Source organism: Candidatus Anoxymicrobium japonicum (assembly GCA_002843005.1).
Classification (GTDB): domain Bacteria; phylum Actinomycetota; class Geothermincolia; order Fen-727; family Anoxymicrobiaceae; genus Anoxymicrobium; species Anoxymicrobium japonicum.
Window position 1 is genome coordinate 11,910 of record PHEX01000006.1, and the last position, 25,813, is coordinate 37,722.

General features: G+C 57.6%; 21 protein-coding genes. 5 read left to right on the plus strand and 16 right to left on the minus strand.

Annotation, left to right across the window (positions count from 1 at the left end; translation table 11 throughout):
- Positions 1-4 precede the first annotated feature (4 nt).
- From CVT63_01130 to CVT63_01175, 10 genes are all read right to left on the minus strand, one after another.
- The gene (locus CVT63_01130; protein ID PKQ28740.1) at positions 5-844 is read right to left on the minus strand and encodes a hypothetical protein; all 840 of its coding nucleotides are present in this window, start codon (positions 842-844) and stop codon (positions 5-7) included.
- 13 nt (positions 845-857) lie between these two features.
- Positions 858-3,989 carry a formate dehydrogenase-N subunit alpha gene (gene fdnG, locus CVT63_01135; GenBank protein ID PKQ28741.1) on the minus strand — a complete coding sequence of 1,044 codons (3,132 nt, stop codon included), beginning with the start codon at positions 3,987-3,989 and terminating at the stop codon, positions 858-860.
- 140 nt (positions 3,990-4,129) lie between these two features.
- Positions 4,130-5,077: a hypothetical protein gene (locus tag CVT63_01140; protein ID PKQ28742.1), complete on the minus strand. Its 948-nt coding sequence runs from the start codon at positions 5,075-5,077 to the stop codon at positions 4,130-4,132.
- Positions 5,067-5,837: a twin-arginine translocase subunit TatC gene (tatC, locus tag CVT63_01145; protein PKQ28743.1), complete on the minus strand. Its 771-nt coding sequence runs from the start codon at positions 5,835-5,837 to the stop codon at positions 5,067-5,069. Before tatC ends, CVT63_01140 begins: the two co-directional genes overlap by 11 nt.
- Before the next feature lie 16 nt (positions 5,838-5,853).
- Entirely contained in the window at positions 5,854-6,051 is a 198-nt protein-coding gene (locus CVT63_01150; protein PKQ28744.1) for a twin-arginine translocase TatA/TatE family subunit, read from the minus strand.
- A gap of 66 nt (positions 6,052-6,117) precedes the next feature.
- Positions 6,118-6,492, minus strand: coding sequence for a hypothetical protein (locus tag CVT63_01155; protein ID PKQ28745.1), 375 nt, complete (start codon positions 6,490-6,492; stop codon positions 6,118-6,120).
- Complete coding sequence (locus tag CVT63_01160) at positions 6,489-7,133, minus strand: hypothetical protein (GenBank protein ID PKQ28746.1); 645 nt, start codon at positions 7,131-7,133, stop codon at positions 6,489-6,491. The genes CVT63_01155 and CVT63_01160 overlap by 4 nt, the downstream gene beginning before the upstream one ends.
- Before the next feature lie 69 nt (positions 7,134-7,202).
- Entirely contained in the window at positions 7,203-9,389 is a 2,187-nt protein-coding gene (locus tag CVT63_01165; GenBank protein PKQ28747.1) for a hypothetical protein, read from the minus strand.
- A complete protein-coding gene (locus CVT63_01170; GenBank protein ID PKQ28748.1) occupies positions 9,380-10,501 on the minus strand; it encodes a hypothetical protein in 1,122 nt (373 codons plus the stop codon). The genes CVT63_01165 and CVT63_01170 overlap by 10 nt, the downstream gene beginning before the upstream one ends.
- Positions 10,502-10,531: 30 nt before the next feature.
- Positions 10,532-10,873, minus strand: coding sequence for a hypothetical protein (locus tag CVT63_01175; protein PKQ28749.1), 342 nt, complete (start codon positions 10,871-10,873; stop codon positions 10,532-10,534).
- Here CVT63_01175 and CVT63_01180 point away from each other — a divergent pair.
- Positions 10,849-11,094 (plus strand): hypothetical protein, encoded by a 246-nt coding sequence (locus CVT63_01180; protein ID PKQ28750.1) that lies wholly within the window; start codon positions 10,849-10,851, stop codon positions 11,092-11,094. The genes CVT63_01175 and CVT63_01180 overlap by 25 nt on opposite strands.
- A 71-nt stretch (positions 11,095-11,165) precedes the next feature.
- Here CVT63_01180 and CVT63_01185 read toward each other — a convergent pair whose 3' ends face one another.
- A complete protein-coding gene (locus CVT63_01185; GenBank protein PKQ28751.1) occupies positions 11,166-12,089 on the minus strand; it encodes a 4Fe-4S ferredoxin in 924 nt (307 codons plus the stop codon).
- Positions 12,090-12,120: 31 nt separating this feature from the next.
- Complete coding sequence (locus CVT63_01190; protein PKQ28760.1) at positions 12,121-13,302, minus strand: CoA transferase; 1,182 nt, start codon at positions 13,300-13,302, stop codon at positions 12,121-12,123.
- Between the two features lie 128 nt (positions 13,303-13,430).
- Between CVT63_01190 and ispH the strand changes: the two genes are divergently transcribed.
- Positions 13,431-14,321: a 4-hydroxy-3-methylbut-2-enyl diphosphate reductase gene (ispH, locus tag CVT63_01195; protein PKQ28752.1), complete on the plus strand. Its 891-nt coding sequence runs from the start codon at positions 13,431-13,433 to the stop codon at positions 14,319-14,321.
- Between the two features lie 111 nt (positions 14,322-14,432).
- Here ispH and CVT63_01200 read toward each other — a convergent pair whose 3' ends face one another.
- Complete coding sequence (locus CVT63_01200; GenBank protein ID PKQ28753.1) at positions 14,433-15,335, minus strand: hypothetical protein; 903 nt, start codon at positions 15,333-15,335, stop codon at positions 14,433-14,435.
- A gap of 90 nt (positions 15,336-15,425) precedes the next feature.
- Between CVT63_01200 and CVT63_01205 the strand changes: the two genes are divergently transcribed.
- A complete protein-coding gene (locus tag CVT63_01205; protein PKQ28754.1) occupies positions 15,426-16,835 on the plus strand; it encodes a hypothetical protein in 1,410 nt (469 codons plus the stop codon).
- A 35-nt stretch (positions 16,836-16,870) separates the two neighbouring features.
- Here the strand turns inward: CVT63_01205 and CVT63_01210 are convergent, their stop codons facing one another.
- From CVT63_01210 to CVT63_01220, 3 genes are all read right to left on the minus strand, one after another.
- Positions 16,871-18,274 carry a hypothetical protein gene (locus CVT63_01210; GenBank protein PKQ28755.1) on the minus strand — a complete coding sequence of 468 codons (1,404 nt, stop codon included), beginning with the start codon at positions 18,272-18,274 and terminating at the stop codon, positions 16,871-16,873.
- 301 nt (positions 18,275-18,575) lie between these two features.
- Positions 18,576-21,830 carry a hypothetical protein gene (locus CVT63_01215; protein PKQ28756.1) on the minus strand — a complete coding sequence of 1,085 codons (3,255 nt, stop codon included), beginning with the start codon at positions 21,828-21,830 and terminating at the stop codon, positions 18,576-18,578.
- Positions 21,831-22,021: 191 nt separating this feature from the next.
- Complete coding sequence (locus CVT63_01220; protein ID PKQ28757.1) at positions 22,022-23,149, minus strand: hypothetical protein; 1,128 nt, start codon at positions 23,147-23,149, stop codon at positions 22,022-22,024.
- 219 nt (positions 23,150-23,368) lie between these two features.
- Here CVT63_01220 and CVT63_01225 point away from each other — a divergent pair, with 219 nt between their 5' ends.
- Positions 23,369-24,982, plus strand: a complete 1,614-nt coding sequence (locus CVT63_01225) for a hypothetical protein (GenBank protein ID PKQ28758.1) — start codon at positions 23,369-23,371, stop codon at positions 24,980-24,982.
- On the plus strand, positions 24,972-25,745 hold the full coding sequence (locus tag CVT63_01230) for a hypothetical protein (protein PKQ28759.1): 774 nt from the start codon (positions 24,972-24,974) through the stop codon (positions 25,743-25,745). The genes CVT63_01225 and CVT63_01230 overlap by 11 nt, the downstream gene beginning before the upstream one ends.
- Positions 25,746-25,813: the final 68 nt, after the last annotated feature.

The window sequence follows — 25,813 nt, forward strand, 5'->3', positions numbered from 1 at the left end:
TCTCCTATTTATCCAACTTGTTTTTTTCTTCGAGGCCGCGGTTTCGGGCGTTGATAACGCCGTTTACAACCATAGCCGCAACGAGCCCGACAGCGGCAAGCCCGCCGTACGGCCTAGCCATGGACTTCCACAACTTGACCGAAGCAGGCACGGACGGATTCACCGGAAGAGCGTACTTCTCCGGAGAAGCCGACAGCACGTACAGATAACGCAAGCCTCCGAGCTGATCCTTGCCATAAACCTGTGCCTCCGCGACGCCAGCCTTCTTCAACTGTTCCACCTTGAGCTCCGCCCTGTAAAGAAGCTCTTGCCTGCCGCCAAACAACAGCGCTCCCGGAGCGCACGCCTTGACGCACGCCGGCGTGTCGTAACCGTCCATGGCATTTGAAACCCTGTCCAGGCACAACGTGCAACGGTAGACGCCCTTCTTCTTCTGGTTATAACCTGGAACGTCAAATGGACATACCGCTCTGCAATAGTTGCATCCGATGCACTTTTTTGGGTCGGTCGCTACCCTCTTGATTATCGAACCATCCGCCAGATTGAACTTCTCATGCTTCGTCGCCCCTGACGGGCAAACCTCAACGCACGCCGCGTCGGTGCAATGCATGCACTGGTGCTTGGTGAACAACCAGCTCATCTGCCCATTGAAGTGCTCATTAAACAGGATGCGCATCCAGGTGTTCGAACCAAGAGACGGCGGGTTCTCGTAAGAACCAAGATTGGTCGTCCTCTCGGCCGGGTTCTGATTCCACTGCTTGCAGGCAATCTGACATGCGCGGCAAGCTGTACATCTTGTCGAATCAACCAGAATTGCCTTTTCGGTTCCATGTCCATCTATCATGCCACGTCACCTCCTATGCTTTTTCGATGTTGACCAGGAACGCTTTGTACTCCGGGATCATGGTGTTGGCGTCACCAACGTGCGGGGTCAACTGGTTTGCCGCGTAGTTATTGCCGTTGGGCCCCCCGGTTGAGTAACCTGTGTAGCCAAAGTGCCACGGGATGCCAACCACATCAGTTTTCACTCCGTTTATGGTCATTGGCTGCACCCTGTCTGTGACAAGCGCAACCGCGCCCACTTCGCCCCTGACGGACTTGACCTTCACGCGGGTGCCATTGCTGATACCTTTACGTTTGGCGAGATCCTTGGACATTTCCACCAACATCTCCGGTTGTAGTTCTGCAAGCCAGGGCAAGTTGCGGGTCATCTGTCCCGCCTGCCAGTGCTCGGTTAGCCTGAATGTCATACAGACTATTGGATAGTTTTTGTCGCCTACCTCCGCCAGCTTATCCATATCTGAATCCCAGATCTTTATGACCGGGTTATTCTGGCTCTTGCTCATGCTGTTCTCGCACGGCGCCTCCACCGGCTCGTAGTGTTCGGGAAAAGGCCCGTCCGTAAACGCGCTGCCGGGAGCGAAGAGATGGCCCATGCCAAAGTTGAGCATTATATACGGATTAGCCGCGGATACGGCGGGTGGCACAGGCGGCTTGTCCGGCTTGGTTGCATCGACAAACGCGAAGTCTGCGACATCGTTGTTGACCCATTTCGCCCCGTCCCACTGAACCAGGTTCTTGTCCTTGTTCCACGGCTGGCCCGCAGGATCCGCCGAACAGCGGTTGTACAATATCCGTCGGTTGACCGGCCACGCGAACGTCCACTTCGGGAAAAGACCCAGCCCGCTGGGATCCACGTTCTCTGCGCGCTTGGAGAGATTACCTCCTGTCAACGGATAGACATCCTCAGTCGGATAAACGCCCGAGTACACCCAGCAGCCACAGGCAGTGGATCCGTCATCCTTCAGCGCTGTGAAGTTCAAGACCTGCTTCTTGTCAGCCCACGTAAACCCGTTTATCTCTTTTAATACCACATTTGGGTCGGGCTCTTCCCCGTACGGCCAGTACAGGTTGACGATAGCCTCGCGATTCGGCGCCTTCTTGTCAGCGACATAGAGTTCGCGAAGCTTCAGCATTACCTGGCTTATTATCGCGGCATCCGGCCGCGCCAGGCCTGGAGGGTCAACCGCTTTGTAACGCCACTGCATCCAGCGGCCGCTGTTGGAAATTGTGCCCTCCTTTTCGACGGAGGAAGCCGCGGGGAGAAAGAACACCTCTGTATCTATCTTGCCGGCATCAGCGTCCGGCCTCTTCCAGAAAGCCGACGTCTCGGTCTCCCACAGGTCAACCGCGACAAGCCAATCCAGATTCTCTAGGGCTTTGCCTTCCATGTTTGAGTTCGGCCCGCCCACGCATGGATTTTGTCCCCAGCAAAACATTCCCTTGACCTCTTTTTTGTAAAGAGCCTCAAAAATGGCGATATGACTGTAGTTCTTGCCATCTTTGACCTTGGGGAGCCACTGATAACCAAACTCGTTTTCGGGTTTGGCGTTGTCCCCCCAGAACGCTTTCAACAGGCTCACTGTAAACTTTGGCCCGTTTTTCCAGAAAGCCGTTCCAGCGCTCTTAACTCTCGTCTCGTTGTGTGTCTTGAGATCCGGAAGTGTCGTGCTGTTCGGCACCGCCAAGTACCCTGGCAGGATGTGCCAGAGAAGCGCGTGATCCGTTGAGCCCTGAACGTTGGATTCGCCCCTGAGAGCCGCGATCCCACCGCCGGGAACCCCGATGTTCCCAAGCAATAGCTGCAGAATGGCAAATGAACGGATGTTCTGTGTGCCACAAGTGTGGTGGGTGAGGCCCATCGCGTAGAGATGCACTCCGCTCTTCCCGCGCTCATGCGTGGCGCAGTAGGTTTTAGATATCTCATCGAACTTCGCTTTTGAGATACCGCATATCTTCTCGACCATCTCGGGCGTGTACCTGGAATAATGTTTCTTCAAAAGCTGAAACACGCACTGCGGGTTCTGGAAAGTCGGATCCTTCAGGGGCACCGCATCCGGCAGCGGCTTGCCGTCGGGACCAATCTTGTCCATCTGGTAACTCCAGGTGACCGGGTCGTACTTCCGCTTCTCCTCGTTGTAGCCGGAGAAAAGGCCCGTCTCCTCATTGAACTTGTATCCAGGATTGACCAGGAACGAGAAGTTGGTGTACACCTTTACGTAATCCCAGTCAATGGTGTTGTTTTCGATAGCATAGTTGATGATCCCGCCACAGAACGCGATGTCAGTCCCCGGGCGAATTGCTGAATAGATATCCGCCTTGGATGCCGTGCGCGTGAACCGCGGATCTACCACTATCAGCTTTGCCGGATCCTTTTCGCGATGCATGGCCTCATTCATCCATTTGAACGCGAGTGGATGCGTCTCAGAAGTATTGGAGCCACATGCCAAAAAGCAGTCTGAGTTCTTGAGGTCGATGAAGTGGTTGGTCATAGCGCCCCTGCCGAAAGAACCGGCCAGGCCGGGAACCGAGGGTGAGTGACAGATGCGAGCCTGGTGCTCCAGATAAGCAATGCCAAGGCTTCTCGCGAACTTGGTAAGCAGGTAGCACTCTTCGTTATCCAGCGAAGCTCCACCGAAGTTGGCGATGGCTTCTGTGCGGTTGCACTTTACCTTCTTCCCTGTCGGCTTTCCCTCCTTGTCAAGTATTTCATCCTCGAGAATCCAGTTGTTGTCCCTTGTTTCTTTTACCTTCCTGGCAATACGCGTGATTGCGTCTTCCCAGGAAATCTCTTTCCAGGACGATGAGCCAGGCGCTCTGTATAGTGGTTTGGTAAGACGCTTCTTGTTCGGCTTGCCATCTACAAACCCTACCTGAATGAGCGACGTGCCCTTGCTGCAAAGCGTGCCCGTATTAATAGGGTGATCCGGATTGCCTTCCGTATTGATGATTTTTCCTTTTTCACTTCTAACCAAAATACCGCAACCCGTCCCGCAGTAAGGGCAGATAGTCGTCGATTCTTTTCCCGTGGAGATGCGTAGCGGTTCGGTCGCTGCCAGTGCGGGAACGCTGAAGCCCAGGTTTGCCAGTGCCGCAGTGCCGATACCCGCACCTGACAGCTTCAGGAAATCCCTACGTGTTAGTTCCATGTTCCCCTCGCTTTCTTTGGTTTCCCTGCCGTCAATTCACGAAATATAACACAAAATCAATTTACCTGTAAGAAGAACTCGAGTCCCACCTCCCGATGCTCATCCATGGTTCCGGCAAAACCGATATCCTTATCGAGCTTTTAGTATCCGCCTGAAGCGCGATTCAAACCTTTCTTCTTCGCCGCAAGGTCAAGTTTGACCGTCACAATATCTTCCAGCGGTAATAAGACGTCCACGCCGCCGTCCCGCAGGTCAACGACCTTCACATAACGCTTGCAAGCCTTACAGTAGCTGGCCCTTTTGCTCTCATCATTATCGAGATACAGGAACTCGAGCGAGCCGTGCGAATCATCACAAAACGGGCACTGCGCCCGCTGGACGTTCCACAGGGTATGACATAGCGAACACTCAACAAGCCAGAGGCCATCTTCTTTGCGAAACTTACCCATCAGGGGAACGCATCCGCAAACGGGGCATTTGCCCCGCCGCCATAACGACTGCTCCATTTCAACCGGTTGAATACTAGCGCTTTTCCTGTAAAACGGCACAAGCGCCTCCCACAAAATACTCCCGGCAAACGCCAAATTCCGCTCCGCGGACTCGCCAGTGGGCACAAAATCAAGTTTCTCGCCCGAGAGCACTTTATTTCGTGTGTCTGAGAAGCGCTCATCGGAAAGCCCTTCCCAGGATAGTAGTTCCTCGCGGTATGAGAAACCACCGACCTTCAGTTTGTCGATTGCCAGGCATATCCGATATGCCAGGACTCGAAATTCGGCCACGTCTATTTCGAAGCTGAACGGATCCAGAAGCGGCTTGCCTGAGCGCAGGCTCGCTTCCACATCCTCGGGACTCATCGCGTCCAGCGAACAGGAGATCTCTTCAAGGGCGGCCTGCTGAACCTCCATTATGGCACCGTACATCCGAAGCGCGTCGGCGTAATCGGGATAGTGCTTCACGTAGAAGGCTACGGATTCGCGAACCGCTTCGACCCCCGGGGTAATCACAAGCAACTCTCCTTTCCAACGTACATTTTCTACAAAAGCGTATGAAATCTCCGTCGATCCAATCCGCGCGCGGTCAGCTTCCAACGTCCGCTTCCAGGGCAGCCGCGGCGGCCCTTCGTTTTCGCGTCGTAATCCATGCCAGCGCGATGCTTATTATATAGAGGATAAACATTGGAATCGCCACAAGCGTCATAGTGACAGGACTCCAGTCGGGTGTTAGCAAAGAGGCGGCAAGCAGGATGATGATCACAGCCCAGCGCCACTGCTTCTGCAACTGCTCGGGGGTTACCACGCCCATCGCGACAAGCATCCAGATAAACACAGGGGTCTCGAAGGAAGCGCCCAGACCCAGCATGAACCATCCGGCGAAATTAACGTACTGGTTGGCTGATATCACCGGCCTCATCTGTGTGCCGGCGACTCCGAGCAGCCACTTGATGCCCGCGGGCATAATGAACTTGTAGCCGAAGGCGACTCCCGCCACGAAGAACGCGACGATCGTCAACATGACAAGCACCATGTACCCGCGTTCCTTGCGCTTCAGCGCGGGGGAGACAAAAGACAGTATCTCAAAAAGGATCACGGGCAAAGAGAGAAGAAGTCCGCCGAAGATCGCCAGCTTGAGCTTGACCAGAAACGGCTCCATAAGCCCCATGTAGTTCAAGTTCAAGGTGATGCCGCCGGCGGGGGCTTTCAGAATCTCCAGAATGTCCCACGCGAAGATCCACCCGACCGCAACCGCCACCGCGAGCGCGATAAAAGTTACGATTATCCTGCGGCGAAGCTCCTCCAGGTGCTGGAAGTAAGTCATCTGACCAGGATGAAACGGGACACTGAACGCCAATTACGCCGCCCTGGCTCTATGAGTTCTGCTCGGAATTGGAACCGGATCCATCGAGGCTTTTCTGTACCTCTTCTTGAACCTTGTCGGTCGAGTCGCGGAACGCGCGCAGCGCCTGACCTACAGACTGCCCAACCTTTGGGAGGCGGGACGGCCCGAAGATAACAAGCGCGATGACCATTATGATTACCAGTTCCGTCGGTCCGAGTCCAAACATCTGAAAACTCCTTTGTCTCGAGAATTGAGCGCAATCATATCACACGCAAGGGCAAAAGCGCCCCGTTCAGTAGCCAAGTTCGCGCAAACGCCAGTCGGGAAGCCCGAAGTGATGGGCGATCTCGTGCAAAACCACCTCGCGGACAACATCGGTCACGGATCTGCGCGTCTGCCGCGCGTACTGCTCGATCGGTTCCTTGTATATCGTTATCTTATCAGGAAGAACAAGGGAGTAACCACGGCCGCGGCTAGTCGGAGGGACACCTTGATACAGCCCGAGCAAAGCGCTGTGTTCGGTAATCCCCGCCGCATCGAGGTCGGAGCGGTCAGGGTGCTCCTGTGCCACTACGCTAACGTTGCCCTCGTCGAGAGCGGCTGAGAAGTCCTCCGGCAAACCTTCGATCACTTTCTCTACCAGTAAACTGAAATCCTCGATCTTCATTGTCCGACGAGAAACGGATTGGTTCTTTTCTCTAACCCTACGGTGGTTGAATCCATGTGGCCGGGGTACATTTTCGTTTCCGGGTCGAGCACAAAAACCTTCTCGCGCACTGAGTTCATGAGAGCTTCAAAATCGCCACCTGGAAAATCCGTCCTGCCGATCGAACCCCTGAAGACTAGGTCGCCGTCGAAAAGCGCGTCGTCGATAAGAAAGCTTACGCTGCCTGGTGAATGGCCGGGTGTGTGGAGCACCTGTACTGTCAAACCCGCCAGCTCCAGCGCCTGACCGCCCACGAGAGGCTTGATTTCCTCAGGTGTCCTGAGCTCCTCGATCCCGAGCATGGCAAGCATCATCTCGGGGATCATTTTGAGCGCCGGTATCTCGATCTCGTGCAAATAGACATCCGCGCCGGTCGCCCCGGCGATATCGGCCGCGCCGGCGATGTGATCGGGATGCGCATGTGTCAGAAGAATTGCCGCAAGCTCGAGCTCCTGCCTCTCTAGATACTCCAGTACACGGTGGGTCGATAGCCCGGCATCAATAAGCACGGCGCTGTGTGAGCCATCCTCTCGAACGAGATAGCTGTTAGTGCCGAACGAAAGATCCGTAAAACACTCTACGTTCAAACTCTTATCCTTCAAGTCGGGTCAGGGGTCAGGCACCGTCTACCGCTGCGTCTACCGCAACCAGGGGTTTACCTCTCTACGTGTTCATGGCAGGTCTATTATATTCGCTCCGCTCGCGAGCTCATCATAACGATCCGTGCAGGTCAGTACCAGCACCTGCTGGTCGGCCGCCACACCCTCGAGAACCTCCCAGAGCAACGCGAGCCGGCGCTCGTCGAAATACGAAAACGAGTCGTCGAAAATCAGGGGCGGCTTGCGCCCTCCCGAAAGAAGATCGACCAGTTCGAGCCTCGCGGACAGGTACAACTGGCTCGCGGTTCCCTTGCTCAATGTGGCAAGCAACTCATCACCGGAAATATTTTCCTCTTTCTCCGGCGAGTAAATTGATATTGCCAGGTCACTACAGTTGACCTCGACACGGTCGTACCGCCCATCGGTCAACAGGGAGAACGTGCGTCCGATGCTCGCGGCAAGAATGGGAATCGCCGACGAGAACATCTGCTCCGACGCCTGTTTCATCGCGTCCAGCGCCATTGTGTACACGCGCAAGCGTCGTTTCGCGGACAGCGAAGCCTGTGAGAGCCACGTTACAATTTCTTCGATCTCCACGGAATCCTGCTGATCGGACGCGGACTTCTCGAGATAGAGAAAAAGCGCGCCACGCTCGGTCTCGAGCCCTTTGATGTCTCCCACAAGTTCGTTGCGCTCGCGGCCAACGGTTTCAAGCTTCTCCGGATCAAGCCTGTACGGATCGAGCTCACGAATATTCTCTGTTGCGACGGACGTGTCCAAAAGCGCCCGGCGCCGATCATCCTCACACTGATCGATCGGGCGTTGTCCCAGAAGCGCGCTCAGACCCGCGGACCCCTCTTTGCGTTCCGCCAACAACTCGCGATATCTGTCGAAGCGCGCGAAGAACGTCTCTGGATCATCGCATCCCACCGACTCCAGAAACTCGCGCTCGCGGATTTCAAGTCTGTGGACCTCGGCCCTGGCGCGTTCGGGTGGCTCACTGTAACCAGTGGAGAGGGTTGGGACATAACCCCCCTCGCCCCCCTTGTCAGGGGGGACATAACCCCCCTTGCCCCCCTTGTCAGGGGGGTATCTTGTTGTCGCCGTGAGAAAATAAACGCCTACCGCCGCCAGCAGAACGCCTGGCGCCGCAATCGTGAACCAGACGGCATGGATCGCACTTCCGAGCGCGGCGCTCACCGCTATCAAAAGTAGCCCGGCAGCCAGAGCGATCACGCCCGAACGCCTCGAGCGCAACGCGGCGACGGGCGCGGCTGAACGCTCCTCGAGCTCCTTCTCATGAAGCCCGGCAAGCGATTCGCGCACGTCAATCACTTTTCGCAACTCGACCGCGGCGGCGGGCTCTACTCCACGGAAGCCGGGGAATTCGTTCTCTACTTCTCTGTCGATGCCCTCGAGCCTGGCGGCTATTTCCATGGCCCTGTCGGCGGCCTCAAACCTTTCGCGCAAATCCTCCACGCGCGCCTCCGCTTCCATAAGCCGACGGTTCTTGTCAAGCAGTTGGGATAGATCCGCCAGCCTGCTGGCTTTCTCCTCGATCAACCGCTCGACCTCGGCAAGCCTATCCCTTTGCTTTTTCTCCTCGGCTACGCTGTCAGCCAGGTCTTTTTGCTTGATCAGGTACGTCTCGTGTTCCTCCTGGAGGCGCTTGATCGTACCCGGATTATTGGTCGGACGTTCGATCCCTCTTTTGAGTTCATCGACCTCGGCGGACAGCCCGCGCATCGCGCGCTCCACCAGTGCGCTCTCGCGGCTGCCGATCACCACCTCGCGGAGCATGGCCGCAAGCTTTCTGGACGCGGAAAACTCCTTTCCCTGGTTGACCATCTGATCTTGAGTAATGCAGGCCGTCCGCAGATACCGCGAGGAGTCGCGAAAGCCAAGAATCTCCGCCATCCTCGAATCGGCCGCTTTCGGACTGCCGAGAGCCGTGGCTTCGCCGGGCAACTCCAGAGAAACCTTCTTTGAATCGAAATTTTTGACGAGCCTGTACTCGCCGTCGTCGTCAGTGAAGTCAAGCTCTATTTTCGGCAATGTTTCCGAGCCCCAGCGCGCGTCCTGCCTTCCACTTATGCCCTTTGTGGAGGGCTTCTCAAAAAAAGCGGCTATGAGCGCTCTCACAATCGTCGACTTGCCTGATTCGTTCGGGCCTCTGATCAAGTTCAGGCCCGGCGACAGGACGATCTCGACGTCTGAGAAACGACGAAAGTTTATCATCCTCAGCCTTCTCAAACGCATGTCGCATCACCGTCCGCGAGCATCGAGAGCCCGACCTGCATAGCGTCGACGATCTCATCTCTTTCGGCATCCGACGCCCCGATGAGCTTCTCCCGCAAAACTTCCAGGTAAAGCCTCGCGGGAGAACCTTCAGGATAACTGTCGGGCTGAAGACTCGAAGGCGCCGCACAGGAGCGGTCTGTGAGCAGCACGTGAAAGAACATCTCTGACACCGAGTCGATAAGCTTGCCGATATCCGGGTAGTCGAGACGGCGCACCCCCTCTATGAAAACGTGCAGCGCCTTGTCCGGATCCGCCAGTGACTCGATCATCGATGTGAGCCCGGCCACTCCCATGTCCTCTGCCTTGATTGTCAACTCCTCGTAAGCGCATTTGCCGAGCTTGACCGGCTGCGCGCGGGTGGCGTCACGGTCGAAATTCACCAGCAGCACGTGGCCGAACTCGCCTTTCCGCATCTTGATCATTTCGGGGCTCCCGGAGTAGAAAGCCGCGACGTCGCCCGCCGAACGATCGGAGAGCGAGTGGTAGTGGCCAAGCGCGACGTAGTCCATGCCGCACTTCTCAATGTGGGCACTGGTGGCGACGTATGTGTCGTCGGTGACATCAGGTATCTCAAAGCTGGCGTGAAGCATCCCGATGCGCCACCTGCTGTCGTCGCACGGACGCAGGTCGGCAAGCGGGTACCTGTTCGCGAACGGTTTGACGTTGGCATTGCCGTAAACCGTGCAATCGAGCTCAGGAAATCTCACTGGAAGCATCTCCTCGCTCTTGAACACAGTGAGGTTTTCGATCGCGGCAAGCCCGTCGGCTCGCCATATAGAGTGCTCGCCGTAGGGGTCATGCGTGCCGGGCGACACGAGAACCGGGATGTCCGCGTCCAGCAGATTTTGAAGCCCGCGGGCCACCCTGTCTATGAGCGATGTGGAAACTCGGTCTGAGTCAAAGAGGTCTCCCGCGATGAGAAACAGGTTGACCCGCTCCCGGATAGCAAGATCCACCGTATCGTCGAAAACCTCGAGCAGCCGGGTTCTCATCTCCTCTCCCTTGCGCCCCAGGCTCAAGAATTTCGCGCCGAGATGCACGTCGGCGGTATGAAGAATCTTAAGCGACATATCAATCCATCCTGGTATTCGAAAAGCCGTTTAGCGACGCTTGTGAAGCGGCTTTTTGCAAAACTGGCATATCTCATACGCCGAAGGGACTGACTGGCCGCAATTGGGACACCGGATAATCTCGGGCATGTCGTACTGGTGATCCTCGCCGCTCCGGATGCGAAGATGGCGCTCTCCGGTAACTTTGAAATACAGCCACGCGAATACCAGCCCGAGCGGACCTGTCAGTAATCCTATTAACTGCCAGAGCTGGTAGCTCCCACCGTTTGAGCGCGCGAGATCCGCTGCTGAAAAAGCGCAGTAAAGCCAGAAAATCGCCACACTGGAAATAAGGGCGATCTTCATCATTGTGTTCGACGCGGCAAAGTACATTCACTCCTCCTTTCTCAAGCGCTCTTCCCTTTGAAGCGGGCGCCTCTTATGCGAATCTTGCATTCATCATAAACGCCGGTTCCTTGAATATCGATATAAAACTCCGAAATTTCGTTGACGACAGAAGCTATCACGCCAGGATCAAGCCTTTTCCGCTCACGCGTGAAGGCTTCACGTCAACCGGCTTTTCTTTTGTCATCCTCAAATCACTTTTCTCCTAGTCGATGGCCTTCACTTCAAATAACGTGCAAAAACGCAACACGGGGGGCCTGACCCCCAATGTTGCGTTTTTCTATCTTTCTCCTTTATTTGACCATGAAATCAGCGCTTTTATGTCAAGCGGCTCGCCTTTGGACGGGTCGAGCGCCAGGCGTATCGCCCCGGCCTCGCAGGCGCCTTCGCAAACGCCGCAGCCCATGCATTTCTCGCTGTCCACCACGGCGGCGTCATCGTCCACCTCGATGGCGAAGAACGGGCATTTCTCGGCGCAGTCGCCGCAACCTGTGCACTCCCCGGCGACTCGAGCGCGGTAGCCGCTCGCGCACACCATCGGCAGGCGCATCTTGTTCCACGACTGCATCCCCAGGCAGCAGCACGAGCAGCAGTTGCATATAGCGTAGAAGCGCCCCCCGACGACGTCCTTGAAGTAGGCGGCGTGCACGTGCCCGCGCTTGTGCTCCGCGCGCAGTATCTCGAGCGCCTCGGGCTGTGTGATCTTCCGAGCGTTTGAGACGCCGTGTTCCACCGCGAATGACGCGACCGGGTCTCCAACTATGAGGCATACGTCAAGCGGGAGACACGGGTTATCCTGCAAATGGCGGCACGCGCAATCGAGCACCGCAATATTATCCGGGTTCTTAAGCACGATATCACGAGCGATCGGGTACGGGATTATCGACTCGGAGATGTTCCTGATGTCGATATCTTCCTGGATCGTCACGAGGCCTTCCGCGAGCTCGAGCGGTACGATCTTGCCGTGGTAAGTCGAGGTCTCGACGGTAAGGATCTCTCGCAATACTTTGCTTGCGAGAATCTCGAGTATCTCCTCGACCTCGGGGGGAATCTCCTCTTCAGGCTTTTTCTGGACAAGCGGGGTGTTCTTTGCCATCTGGTACAGGTAATGAGGGATGTATCGCCCGTAGAGGTAAGCGTGCACGGCTGTTTCCGCGTTCTCGGCCCCCAGCATCTCCAACATCTTTTCAGTCGAGTCTTTCAACTGCTATTCCTCTCCTGTGTAGCGCAAGCGTCTATCGGGCGACGCCTTCAGCCTTGAGCCTCGCGATTTCGTCGGTCTGGCGTCCAATCATCTTCAGCACCTCGTCGGTGTGCTCTCCCAGCGCCGGCGCCGACGTCCGTATCTCGCCTGGCGTCTCCGAGAACTTGAATGGGATGCCGAGCGTCTTCATCCTGCCAAGCTTCTCGTCGTCTACCTCCGGAATCATTTCGCGGTGCTTTACATGCGGGTCATCGAGAACCTCGTCCAGGTCGAGTATCGGGCTGACGCAGACATTCTCGCGGCCCAGCAGTTCCATCCACCCGGCACGGGTCTTCCGCTTGAAAGTTTCGCGCAGCCACGCGAACATCTCGTCGAACCTGTCGGGCGAAAATTGCTCGTCGGCGTACTCGGGGCGCCCGAGCGCCTCGCACAGCCTCCTCCAGAACTTTCCCTCGATAGCGCCGAGGGCCATATACCCGTCGGCCGCCTCGTACACGTTATAGCACGGGGTCGCTCCCCACAGAAGTTGCGAGCCGCGCGCCGGCGCCTGGCCGGTCGTGAGAACCTCGCCCGTGTTGATGGAAAGCCAGGAGATGCTCCCGTCCATCATCGAGACGTCCACATGCTGGCCTTCGCCGGTCCTCATCATGTGCGTGTACGCTATGAGGATTGAAAGCGCGCCCGACATGCCACCGCCGCCGAGATCCGCGATCTGGACGCCGGGAAGGGTTGGCGCTCCGCCGGCGGGACCGGTCGCCCCCAGAACTCCGGCGTAGCCCAGGTAGTTGATGTCGTGTCCGGCCGCGTCGCGGTACGGGCCGTCCTGGCCGTAGCCGGTGATCGAGCAGTAAATAATGCCCGGGTTGGCTTCCCTGACCATCTCATATCCAAGCTGAAGTGAATCCATGACGCCCGGGCGGAACTGCTCGACAAGCACGTTTGCCCATGTTCCCGCCAGCTCCATCAGCAACTCGCGGCCGTCGGCGCGCTTGAGATCGAGCGCGATGCTCCGCTTGTTCCGGTTGAGCACGTGAAAATGAATGCTCATGCCCGACTTGGTTACAGGCGGATTTGAGCGCAGGGAATCTCCTCCGGCGGGATCCTCCACCTTGATCACGTCGGCCCCCATGTCGGCCAGCAGCTGCGTGCAATAGGGCCCGGGGAGCAACCGTGTAAGGTCGAGCACGCGCATACCTTCGAGCGGCAGAGACACCTGCATCATCCTCCCGTTGCTGTTTGAAATTCCAACTCAAGTATCACAGAAAGCGAGCGGGCGCCGCAAGGAAAGTTGCGCGGCGGCGCTACGCTCCATGCGGCGCTCCACTATTCTTTGAGCGCTCTATGCTTTATCTTGAACATATGGCGATAAACATTGAGGTCACACGGGACTCGTCTTTCTGCCCGGGCGTGGACAGGGCGTTCAAGATAGCGGAGAAAATTCTCCTCGAGAAGGGCGGCCGGACGTTCTCAGTCGGGCCGCTCATTCACAACCCCGAGGTCGTACGCAGGCTCGGCACGCTCGGTCTCGAGGTCATCGACCCTGACGACGCACGCCTTCCCGACTTGAGGGGGCACAACGTGGTGATACGCTCGCACGGGATTGACACCGCGACCGAACAGAAGCTCCAGGAGCTGGGCGCCGTCCTCGTGGACGCCACGTGCCCGACCGTCAAGCGCGCGCAGCAAGCCACTCGCAGACTGCTCGAGACAGGCCACCGGGTCGTGGTGCTTGGCGCCGCGAGCCACCCCGAGGTGCGCTCCATCGTCGGGCGCGCGGGTGGCCCGGTTGCTGTTCTTCAGACCGCGAATGAAGCGGCGCTATGGGCTGAAATCGAAACTGATCGTCCGGCGCCGGTAGGCATCGTTTGCCAGACCACCATCTCACGCGACCTGCTGAGCGCCGTGCGGGCCGTGCTGGCGCCGGTCTTTGATGAGATCACCGTGATGGATACGATTTGCGCTTCGGTCACCCGCCGCCAGGAGGAAGCGTCTGAGCTGGCCGGGCGGGTTGACGTCATGATAGTGGTCGGCGGCAGGAACTCGAGCAACACCTCGCAACTTGTCGAGAAGTGCGAAGCGGCGGCCGTACCGACCCACCTGATCGAGAACGCGTCGGAGATCGATCCTGAGTGGCTGGAGGGAGTCGCCTCGGCAGGCGTAACCGGCGGCGCTTCCACCCCTGAATGGCTGATAAAAGAAACAACGGAAAAACTCCGCGCTCTGGCCAGCTAAAAAAAGGGGTCAGGCACCGTCTACCTCTCCGTCTACCCCGCGCAGTCGGTTCAACGGGGTCTGGCAGTAAAGGTAGACGGAGAGGTAGACGGTGCCTGACCCCTGACCTGGCTAGGGCGTCTTCTTGAGCGTCTTTATCTGTTCGACAGCCTGAACCACGTAGCTTTCCACTTCGGTCGTCTTCTGTTTCAAACCGGTCGTTTCTCTGGCCTGATCGAGCAACGCGTTTAATTCGCCGTTCGTACGGCCCCACTCCTCAACTACTTCGTCCACGTACTGCTCAATCGAACTGATCTGCCGCTTGTTCTGGGCATTGTCGGCATCCTCCTCGTCCTCCATCTGCGCGCCTTCATTCACACCGCCAAGCTTCTTGTTCGCTTCGTCCAGGTTTTTAACAAGCGTCTCAACGAACTCCTGAAACTTCTGATACGTCTGCTGGAGACTCGCGGGCGGCGTCACCGTCCTTAACGAGTCGCCAAGTTTTCTCGCCCTCTCCGCCAGACCCGCGACCGACGACGGGACATCCTGGCTCTTGTCAAGCGCCTGCATAAGTCCGACGATCTCCGCGGCTTCCCTTGCCGGCGGCGCCAGCGACTCCAGATAATCCGCGAACTGGGTGGTTATATCCGCGAGGGTCCTGCCGGCGGCTACGACCTTGCCAAGCAGGTCATCCAACGGCCTGCACGGATCAGGAGAATCGGTCACGTCCAGTTTTTCCTGGGATTCCGCGAGCGTGTCGCGGTACTGCGCAAGCGCCGGGACAATGCCTCCCTGCTCGGATACAGGAAGCGTCCAGAACTTCTTGAGCTCGGTTTCACTGGCATTAGCGTTGAAAAGAATCTCGTCGGCAAGTGCAACGTAATTTTTGATCGCGGCGCTCCTGTTACAGCCGGCAGGAAAAAAAACAGCGCAAAGCATGATAGAGACAACACATGCGGTTATCGTTGCCGAAAACCCGTTCCATGTCTTACGATGATTTCGCGCGTTGTGGCGCGCGCCAGCCGTTTCGGTCACAATTCTCCTCGCGCTTGTGTCACTATGTTTTATTATACCCAGCAACGCCACAAGAAAACATGGCAGCCGCGAAACAGGAGGCGCTTCGAATTGCGAAAAGGGCTTTTCATGCTGGGGCTCATGGTCTTTTTCATAATCATGGGCGCCACCGTCATCACGGCGTACTACACGGTCGGCACCGGCAGAGACACGACGACAACCGGGGACGACAGATTCACCCTCTCGTTCAAGCCTTTCACGCTGAACCAGTTGCTGCGCCACAAAGTCGAAGTTGATATCGACAGTTGCGGCAAGCCTGTCCACTCGGCAAAGTTCAACCTGATTTCAGAGCGCACATCGCAAATCCGCGGCCTGCGGTTGAAGAAAGAAGTGCCGCTTGTCGAATTCTCGGAGGCGGCAATCCGTTACATGATCACTCTACACTTTGCCGAAGACGAGTCAAGCGATGAGATCATCGGCGCTGAGAAAATCTTGAAAGCGCTCGGCCTCATGAAGCAGGCCGAGAACCTCCAAGAAATCCTGACCGCGGTTCTAACCGAACAGATCGCCGGCTCGTATGACGCCAAAATCAAGAAAATAACGATCATCGCGAACAAGGGCCTGGGCAACGCCACCGACGAGATCACTCTTTCACACGAATTGACACACGCGCTGGCGGATGAGAACTTCGGCCTCGACAGGCCGCCGCTCGATGACGACGCCTACAACGGCGACAACGACCTCGCCGTCGAGTCGCTCGTCGAGGGCGACGCCATGGACACGATGTTCACTTACGCCAAAACGTACATGAACGTTTCAGACCTCCTGGGAATACAGCAGGAGTCCGCGAACGTCTCGTCCAGGGAGCTCGACCGCGCCCCGCCGTACATCAAGCGCGGCCTTCTCTTCCCGTACGAGCAGGGACTCGCATTCGCGCAGAAGATAAAGGAGTCCGGTGGCGAGCAGGCGATAGACAGGGCATACGCGAGCCCGCCCATGTCCTCCGAGCAGATCATGCACCCGGAAAAGTACCTGAGCGGCAACGACGCCCCGCGCGCCGTGGATCTTCCCGATCTCGCCGGCCCTCTCGGCAAGGGATGGAAACGCATCGACAGCGACACCCTTGGCGAGTTCGATATGCAGGTGTGGTTCGAGGAGCTCGCGGACATGATGAGCGCGAGGGAAGTTCCCGGAGGGTGGGGCGGCAACACCATCCAGTACTATCAGGGCACGGGAAAGAATTACGTCATGCCCAACATGACCGTCTGGGACACGGAGATCGATTCTCAGGAGTTCTTCGACGACTACGTGAAGCTGCTCGAGGGCCGCTTCACGCGCGGCTTGAGGAAGATCGGCGGCACGCCGAAATCCTACCTCTACGAGGCCGCGGGGGAGTTCTATTACTGCGGCATATCAGGCGACGCGACACTCGCCCTGCAGTCGAACAAGCGCGCCACGCTCAACAAGGCGCTCAAGAGCTTCCCGCAAATGGAGCGCGGAACTGAGGTCAGGTCCGAATAGTTGCGTTTCCCGTACCCGCCGACCGAGCATTTCGATCAACTGAGAAGCTCGTCAAGCATCTCAGCATCCCACAAGATCACGTCTTCGTCGCTTGCTCGACTCTCTAGCCCCTTTGTGAATCCGGATCTCGAGCACAGGAGGTAAGTGCTCTTCGCCTCACGGTCTACCCCGACCGTCGCCACCTTGTCTCTGAGGCGCCCCAGATCCTCAGCGCTCATCTTGGTGCGCCTCCAGCGGCACTCGCCCCACAAAAACGCTTTGCCGTCCTCGCTAACCCCACAGATGTCTATCTCCTGGTTCTTGTCCCAGTAGCGTCCGATCTTCGAGAAGCGAACCGGGAACACGTCATCCCTGTTGGCTATTCTCACGGCCTCACGCGTAATCTCCTCCGCCGTCATGCCAACATACGCTTCAAAATCCCTTTTGATTATCGAGAGCAGTGAATCCCTGTCTCCGCTTTCCACGAGATACTTATAGGGATAGACATAGCGCAACCAGAACCGGACGAAATTGTCCTTGATGGAATAGGAAACCCTCCGTGACTTCTCAGGGCTCTTGTCGGTTACCGGAAAGTCCCGATTGACTATATCCATGCGCTCGAGCCTGTGAAGATAAGCGCTCACGGTATCCGCTTTGATGCCGGTGTGAGCCGCTATCTTTGCCGGCCTTGTCGGACCGCGGGCGATGGAGGACAGGATGGCCATATAAAGCGCGGGGTCCCTGAGCTCCTGGCCCAAAATGTACGGAATCTCCTCGTAAAGAATCCGTGAAGGGTTGAGTATTTCATCTTCGATGATCCGCCAGATGCCTGAGGCTTTGTTCCCTATCGAAAGATACATCGGCATTCCACCGAGCACCGCATACGTCTCGAGCCTTTCTTTGAAGTCCCTTGTCGGGAAGAAAAGCGACATCTCCGGGAAAATGAACGGGCGCAGGTTTATTCGCCCGGTGAAGCGGCCGTAGAGCGGCTCCTCGCCCATCTGTAGCCTGCGCATTTCACCAACGAGAGATCCGCACAGCAAGAGCATTATCCCGGCGCCCTCCCCGGTTTCGTCCCAGAGCCTCCTGAGCACCGACGGTACCGCTTTATTCTGGCGGGTTATCTCAGAGAACTCGTCTAAGACGATCACCGTCTTCTCACTTCTTGCTCTAAGCCTGGGCAACAGGAAGCCGAGCGCGTCGGGCCACGTTTCGAGCCTGCCGAGCGGGCCCTCTTCAGGCATGAACTCCTCGAGAAGCCTCGCGAACGCCCCGACCTGTTCTTTCTCGATGTTTGCGTCCGCGGTGAAGAAGATGTGCGGCTTGCCTCTAGCGAACTCCCGCAGCAGGCTTGTCTTTCCGACCCGGCGCCGTCCGTAGAGTGCCACCATTTCTCCGCGGGGACTTCTGTAGAAATCCTCCAGCGTATCCAGTTCGGTTTTCCGGTCTAGAAAAGCCATACCTTACTCCTAAGTAACTTACTTGTGAGTAAGTATATCACTAAATGCAACTGGAGTCAGTCCCCCATGGCGCGCGGACGCGCCACCACCTAAGATGAAAAGGTCTCAGGGTAGCACACACCCACATTACTCCTCACTTTTATACACGAAACAACCCAGGGGGCTGGCACCGTCTACCTTTACTGCGTAGAGGGGTCAGGCACCGTCGGAATCAACTACGCGGGGTAGACGGAGAGGTAGACGGTGCCTGACCCCTGGTAGGGTAGCACAGACATTCCTGTCTGTGATGCGTCACACTTGGTTAATCGACGCCGTAGCCGCCGACGGCGTGCCCACCCGTCGTCCCATTGTTGTTGTAATCGAAGTACATAGGCCGCTCGATCACAATCGGGAACGAGGACCAAATGGCGCCGCTGACATTCGCTTGCTTTTGAATCGCGTCCCTGACGTTGATGGTTGTCCTGGCGTGTGGCGCCAGGGAGTACTCCTTGATCAGGTTCGTGCCGTCCCCGAAGATATACTCAATCACGACATTGCACGCCTTGACGTTGTCCGGGTTTGTGAGCGTGTAGTAAGTGTCGAAGTTGGATATGGTTGTCCCTTCCGCGAGGAAATACTGAGTGGACGGGCCGGAGTTCCCGACGGTTGAGTCACCCCCGTTCCAGTATTTTCCTGAGTCCATGCCGTAGATGTAGTACATGGGACGCTCACAGATCACCGGCACGTCGGAAGTGACAACGATCGAGACGTCCTGATTGTCTCCCACGTCGTGAAGAACGTTTACAGTATCGCGCGAGAGCGGCTTCACAACGCGCTCTTTGCTGGTGACCTTGCCCTTAGCGTCGTAGTACTTGAGGTTGCACGTCGCCGGCACGTTGTTGGGATTCTGAATAGTTATCCACTCCTGGTAGCCGTCGCGGGTACACCCCTCGGCAAACGACCACTCCGTAGAGGGCCCCGTGGCCCCCACGACGTTGCTTCCCTCGAACGCCACGCCGTTATGGTAGTTGAAGTACATGGGCCGCTCTACGGCCACCGAAATATCGCTTGAGACGTGCGTAGAGACGTCCTGATTGATGCCTATGTCTTTTGCGACTTCCACAGTGGAGCGCGAGTGCGGCCCCACCTGGTAAAGCTTCTCGATGTTCTGCCCTGTTCCCAGCATGTAGGTTATCTTGACGTTAGCGGCCTGGTTGTCTGACGGGTTCAAAATTGTGAGCCACTGCTCGAACTGGTTGCCGTCCCCGTCGTTGAATCTGGTTGTCCCTTCCGCGAAGTACCAATCCTTCTGGAGGGTGTTCACCCCCACAACATTGTGTCCGCCCTTCCAGTCGTACCCGTCAATGCCCTGCTTGTACCGGAAATATATAGGCCGCTCGGCCACAACCGCCTGGCTGTCAGAGTGGATCTTCACAGAGACCCCGGCGTGGACGTCAGAGACGTAATCCTTGACCCTCACGGTGTCCCGCTGGTGCGCCAGCATGGAGCGCTCAGCCGTCCTTACCTCCCCGTTTTCCAGCATGAAGGAGATGGTGTACCTGGCGGGCTCGTCCCCGGGGTTGAGCACGCACAACCACTCATCGAACTCAGGCAAAGTGTTGCCCTCGGCAAAGTACCAGTCTTTTGCGACATTGCCGACGTATACGTTCTTGGAGATCGCTCCCACGTTGCCGGCGCGATCCTTCACCTTGACCGTGATGACGTGATTGGCTTCCTCCTTGACCCCGGCGAGCTTCCAGACGTACGCCATATTGAAGGTTCCTTCTCTCGCCGTCTCATACTCCTTCTTGCCATCAACATAAATCCCCGCCCAGGAGAGCCCGTTGGAGTCGGTCCCGGTCCCGGTGATCCTGAACGACTCGTCTTTGTAGTAGCCGGTCTGGATGGCGCCTTTGTCCGGTCGCATGATCGAGGCCACCGGGGCGGTTGTGTCAACATTCACCACGCTGATCTTAGAGCCTTCAACGTTCCCCACCCTATCAACCGAGCGGTAGGTGACCTTCCACTTGCCTTCAACCAGATGGAAAGCGCCCTTGTACCGCGTCCAGTTAGAATCTTTCTGTCCGGTGGTGGTGTTTTCGAGCCTGTACTCGGTGTAGCCAGGGTTCTCATCCCCGGGATCGAGCGTGCAGGTCGCGTCAGAGCGCAACCAGCCATTTGAGCCTGCCGTGCCGCTCACGGCAAGGGAAGTGACCGGAACGCTCGTGTCGACCACCACACGACCGCTCACCGCGTCATACGTGTTGCCCGCGGTGTCTGTGAGAGTGCCTTTGAGAAACCACAAGCCCTCGGGCAAGCCACTTCCCACTTTCGCCGTACATGTCCACGGAGCGTTAGCTATCTCAGCGCTTATGTCAGGGTCAGTCGGCAGATCTGTCCACTCCCCGGGAGCGGCAGTCGGGTCATTTGCGTACTTCAGGCGGATACTCGTAACGCCGTTTGTGAACAAGTCGCTTCCATATGTCCCGGTCACGTTCCAGTCGTCAAGGACGTCAGGAAACGAGAGCGTGAAGTTGTCTTTCACATAGACGTTATCCCCACCGACAGTCGAGGCGGCGCCGTTCACCCGAATTGTGCCCGCAGGCGCTACAAGATCAGTCCTCTTGAGAAAAACCTGCCCGGAAGCCCCGGTGTCAGAGGCCACGGCAAGGTAAGATCTCGTGCCATCTGATGCCCAGGCAAGCGTCCGGGGAGAGACAAACGGGGCTATGCCTGTCATGAGAGATGTGTCCGCTCCAGAGGTAACAGCGGAAACCCCCGTCGCGGAAGCGCGGCACGCTTTTATGACAGAGCCCGTACACGCCCGCACCCCGGAGTGGCTCATGGCGTTGGCGTCGTACAGCTTTTGCGCCACCACCCACGAACCAAGGACAAACCGCCGCTCCCACGCCTGGCTGTTGGCGCCGTCAAAGTCATTCCACACCACGCAGAGCCGGTCGCCCGCCCAGGTCACAATATCGGGATAGGAGTTGGTGTGCCCGGCCGCCGCGGCCACGATAGTCGCGCGTGTCCATGCGCCGGACTGATAGCGCGCCACTCTGATGATTGAGCTGTTGCCGTCGCCCTGCTGGTAGGCGATCGCGTAGTCGTTGGCGGCAAAGCCGCAAACCGAAGGGCAGTATCCCGGAGTGGCGTCACCCTCGCTTGCGATAATCTCCCCCGACCAGCCTCCGGCGGCCACCTCCCGGAAGTAGACCTCGGAGTGCCCGGAGGCGTAATCCTCATAAGTCAAGAGGAGGCTGCCGTTATCCGAGCGGCCAAAGCGCGGGTTTGCGTGGTTGTGGGCTTCGTTGGTGCGCACGTGATATCCCGCCGTCCAGGTGGCGCCGTTGTCCGGTGACGTGCGCACGCAAAGCTGCTCGTTATTCGGGGCCCCCTGGTCCAGCGGATCCTTGCTTGTGTAGGCTACGTAGATGTTACCGTCAGCGCGCGCGCCAATGGCGGGGCGGGAATCCACCGCGGTGCCCGAGAGGTCTATCCTCACCCCCCGATCGTAGGTATCCCCGTAGTGGCTCATGCGGACGTAGCGTATCGCCCCGTCCGAGGTCTTCCTCACAATATGGACGTACTCTCCGCAGACGGCGACATCCACACAGTCAAGCTCGTAGAGGCCACAAGCTTGTCCGACGTGTATCCCGTGGGGTACGCCTGCGCGCCGCCGCTGATGAGCAACGCCACAACGAGTAGTGACGCCCCGAGTCCAATTGATGCTGCCTTTCTCATGATCTTCTTCAGCTCCTTTTCTCCTTATATAACAGTAACTGACATTGATGCGATATGCGAAGCGCCGTGGCTGTCTGTGACAGTGACAGTGATGCTCTTTCCTCCCGGCGAACCCCAGGTGAACGTCTGTGATGTCCAGCTGGCGGTGACTGAATCTCCGTCGGGATCTCCGCAGGAGACGCTGTAGCTGGCCGGCGCGTTTCTCTGGACAGTGCCGGGCCCGCTGATACTGGCGTACGGCGCGCGATTGGCGACCGGTTCCGGCGCAGGGGCTATAGGCGGTGTTGGGGTCGGTGTAGGAGTTGGCGCCACAGCGGCGTTCACGTTCTCCGTTTGCGCCGCCGCTGTTTGCGGTTGCTCGCCGGCCGGCGCCGGTGTCGTGACAGGGGCCGTCGCGCCGGCGCTAGGGGCGTAGCCTTTCAAGGCGCCGAACTCATTTTTCGGAGCGGCTTCAGCATTTACACGCTTGCTATCCGCGGCCCGGCTCTTCGGCCCGGCGGATCCGCTCTTCAATGGGCCCTGCGTAAACAACCATGCCCCGAGAACAAGCACAAGAAGCGCGGCCAGGGCGACGCGCGCGGGTCGTGACTGTGAAGCGGCGCCACTGAAACGGTTCGGAGTCGCCACGAACCGGTCGTCCACCGGATCGGCCTCGCGCCTCGCTTTTAGAAGCTCACGCGCGTCGCCGCCATCCACGTTGCATGACGCTTCAACGGACGCGGTCACTGGCGCGCCCTTTTTCTGTTCCGGCTCACTTTCAACGGGATTAAAGGACGCGAGTTTCAATACCGTAGCGGATTCACATTGATCCCCTTTGAGATGCGAGAAAATGTACGGGAGATCGTCTGTCGCGGTGCTCCTTGTCAGAAACGTGTCGACGCCCCACGCCTCGCAATCCTCTTCATCGTTCTCGGTCAACAAGACGACACCTCTCGGAGGCAGAAGTTGCGGGTCGTGATTGAGATGCTCGAGAAAAGCTTGCGACTGCGGGACGTCGGCGTCTATGAAGTAGTACTCAAAATCGCCATCCGCCATCAGAGCAACGGCGCCATTTACGTCGCGCGCGAAAGAGATCTCGCCATGCCTGGCCAACGCCTTCTGAAACACCCTGTCTTTAGCGGCGTCCATGTAAAGGATACGAATTCTTTTCACGGTTTCCTCACTTTGATCGGAATTTGCGGAATACCCTTTTACAGTATCGCTTGTCTAATGTCAAATCTAATGATTGTCATGTTGCGAATTATATTATTATCTTGTTTCTCTTTTAACAATATCCTATTCTGGATAGTATTAATAATCATATCTTGCCAATAATAGCAATCCCCTTCAAATTTGTAAAGCCCCTTTCACAACAACCGCCGATTCTGCGCTATGATTGTCCTGTCGCCTACGCGAATGGAGGTCGCTGTGTCATCAGACAGAAAAAGGGGACGTCTCGAGGGGCGCGCGGGGCAGGGCGCGGCGCTCGCGGGGATTGCCGGAGCGGGCTACCTCGCTGCGCGTGTTCGCTCGGTCATGAAAGATCTCTCCACGCCGGAAAGCCCCTTCCAGTGGAAACCCGAGCGTGGCCACTCCGTCTTTCTCAAAGGCGCGAACCTGCTGGACGTGAAGAGAGGCCAGATTCTAAAGGAGCGCGGCATCCTCTTCTCAGACGGACAGATAAGAGAGATCGTCGCCACGCGAGACCTGGACAAGGTCAGCGCCGACCGCACCTTCGACTGTGGCGGGCTTTTCGTCATTCCGGGACTGATCAACTGCCACGTTCACGCGACAATGCCGGGCACGGCGCTTCTGGGCTTTGACGTTGCGCTATCGCTCAAGCGTCAGGCCGTTCGCAACCTCGAGGAGTGCCCGATCCACGGCGTCACAACCGTGAGGGACGCGGGCGGATGCTCTCAAATACTGAACAACCTCTCGCAGGCGGTGGAGCGGTTCGAGTTGCTCGGGCCGCGAGTGGTTGGTTGCGGGGCGTCGCTCAAGCCCAGGGGCGGGTACCCTGAGTTCTCTCACCAGCTCCCACCTTTCCTCTCTCGCAAGATCGGCGACGCCTCGCTTTATGTTGACTCTCCTGAGTCGGGGCGGCTTGCCGTTCAACAGGCTATAGACCAGGGAGCTCGCTTCATCAAGATGTTCTTTGACGACCGCTCGCTGTTCTTCGGTCACAAGCCGTTGCCGATCCTCGACGACGATTCGGTGCGCGCGATTGTGGACGAGGCGCACAGGCTGGGGCGGCGCGTGGCCGTCCACCAGTCGCAGTTGGAGGGATTCCGGCGGGCGGCGCGCCTCGGCGTGGACGACTTCGAGCATGTGCCGATAGACGCTTTCCTCGAGTCCTCCGATATCGAGAGCTTCATGGCGGGAGACCACAATCTCACCCCGACAATCTCCGTGGGCATGGCGCTCGGAATCGCGCGAAGAGGGCACCCGGCGCTCAGCGATCCGGTGGTGAACGCTATGCAGGCCGAACGCGACCAGGTGCTCGGGCAGATGGCCCCGGCGTTTTGTGAGCCGGCAGTTCAGCGAGCGAACTCGAAGATGGTAGAGCTCTACCTGGACGGTAAAGCCGACGTGGCGCGCCTGTCAAAGTCGCTGTTCGATCCCGAGCCGTATATCAACTCTTTCGGAAAGAAGAACCCGAACATCAACTCTCTCTATAAAGCGGGCGCGCGCATCTGTTGCGGCAATGACGGAGGGGTGCCGTTGTCCTGGCCGGGCATGCTTTCCGTTGAGATGAAGCTCATGGAGCGGTTCGAGATGTCGCGCATCGATATCCTGCGCGCCGCTACGATAAACGCGGCCAGGCTCCTGGACATGGAAAGCGAGCTGGGGTCGATCGAACCGGGGAAGCACGCGGATCTCGTGTTGCTTTCCGCGGACCCGACAAAAGATATCAGAGCAGTCGAGCGGATTGAGGCCGTCTTCCGGTCGGGAGCGCTGCTTCACAGCGGCGGCGCCTTCAAAAGGAGTGACGCCGGTGGACGCTAACCAGATGCTCTTCTATGAAACTTTACGCTTTTTCATCGGTCCTATGATGAAACTGCGGTTGCGCCTGAAAATCGATGGGCAAAAAAACGTGCCTGATAACACCGGCGCCGTGATAGTCTGCAATCATCGCTCCACCCTGGACCCGATGATTCTCGCCTACTCGGTCCGCAACCGGTACATCAACTTTGGCGCGGAACCGTGGTCCTGGAAAATCCCCGGTTACGCTCAACTGCACGAGTGGGCCGGCGCGTTTCCACTGACTCTTCCCGGCGGGACGGGTTCCAATGACGGGTTCGACCGCGGAATCGAACTGCTCGGGGACAACGAGATTGTGGGGATTTTTCCCGAAGGTGATGACACTATCCTTGACCCCGGAAAGTCCGACAAGATCAGGGGGTTCGACACGGAGTTCGCGAAACTCGCGCTCGAGGTGCGAGTGCCGGTAATCCCATGCTCGGTCATCGGAATATCTGAGCGAAGATTGCCTACCGTGCCAGGTCCCTTGATCGATAAGTTCATCAAGCACTCCGGGATTGGATCCGGTTACTCACCGGTTATATACAAGCGCGCGCGGTGCCGCATCGGGGTTCCGCTCGACTTCGGGGATCTCTACGACAGGCCAGTCAACAAAGCGCTCCTCGACCTGGTGGTCTCCAAGATTCGGCAGATAGTGATCAAGCTGTACAACGGAGAGGATCTGGATCGTTTCCTTACCGGCGAAACCCCGTTCGACTTCGCGTACGAGCGCGTTGGCAAAAGTTAGAAGTTAAGTTAGGGGTCAGGCACCGTCTACCTTTAGCGTCTACCGCAACCAGGGCGCCGTCTACCGCT

Coding starts and splice junctions, on each gene's coding strand:
- CVT63_01225 (PKQ28758.1), top strand. CDS start 23,369: ATGATTGTCCTGTCGCCTACGCGAATGGAGGTCGCTGTGTCATCAGAC.
- CVT63_01170 (PKQ28748.1), bottom strand. CDS start 10,501: ATGTCGCTTAAGATTCTTCATACCGCCGACGTGCATCTCGGCGCGAAA.
- CVT63_01210 (PKQ28755.1), bottom strand. CDS start 18,274: ATGGCTTTTCTAGACCGGAAAACCGAACTGGATACGCTGGAGGATTTC.
- CVT63_01175 (PKQ28749.1), bottom strand. CDS start 10,873: ATGTACTTTGCCGCGTCGAACACAATGATGAAGATCGCCCTTATTTCC.
- CVT63_01165 (PKQ28747.1), bottom strand. CDS start 9,389: ATGCGTTTGAGAAGGCTGAGGATGATAAACTTTCGTCGTTTCTCAGAC.
- CVT63_01155 (PKQ28745.1), bottom strand. CDS start 6,492: ATGAAGATCGAGGATTTCAGTTTACTGGTAGAGAAAGTGATCGAAGGT.
- fdnG (PKQ28741.1), bottom strand. CDS start 3,989: ATGGAACTAACACGTAGGGATTTCCTGAAGCTGTCAGGTGCGGGTATC.
- CVT63_01130 (PKQ28740.1), bottom strand. CDS start 844: ATGATAGATGGACATGGAACCGAAAAGGCAATTCTGGTTGATTCGACA.
- ispH (PKQ28752.1), top strand. CDS start 13,431: ATGCTTTATCTTGAACATATGGCGATAAACATTGAGGTCACACGGGAC.
- CVT63_01150 (PKQ28744.1), bottom strand. CDS start 6,051: ATGTTTGGACTCGGACCGACGGAACTGGTAATCATAATGGTCATCGCG.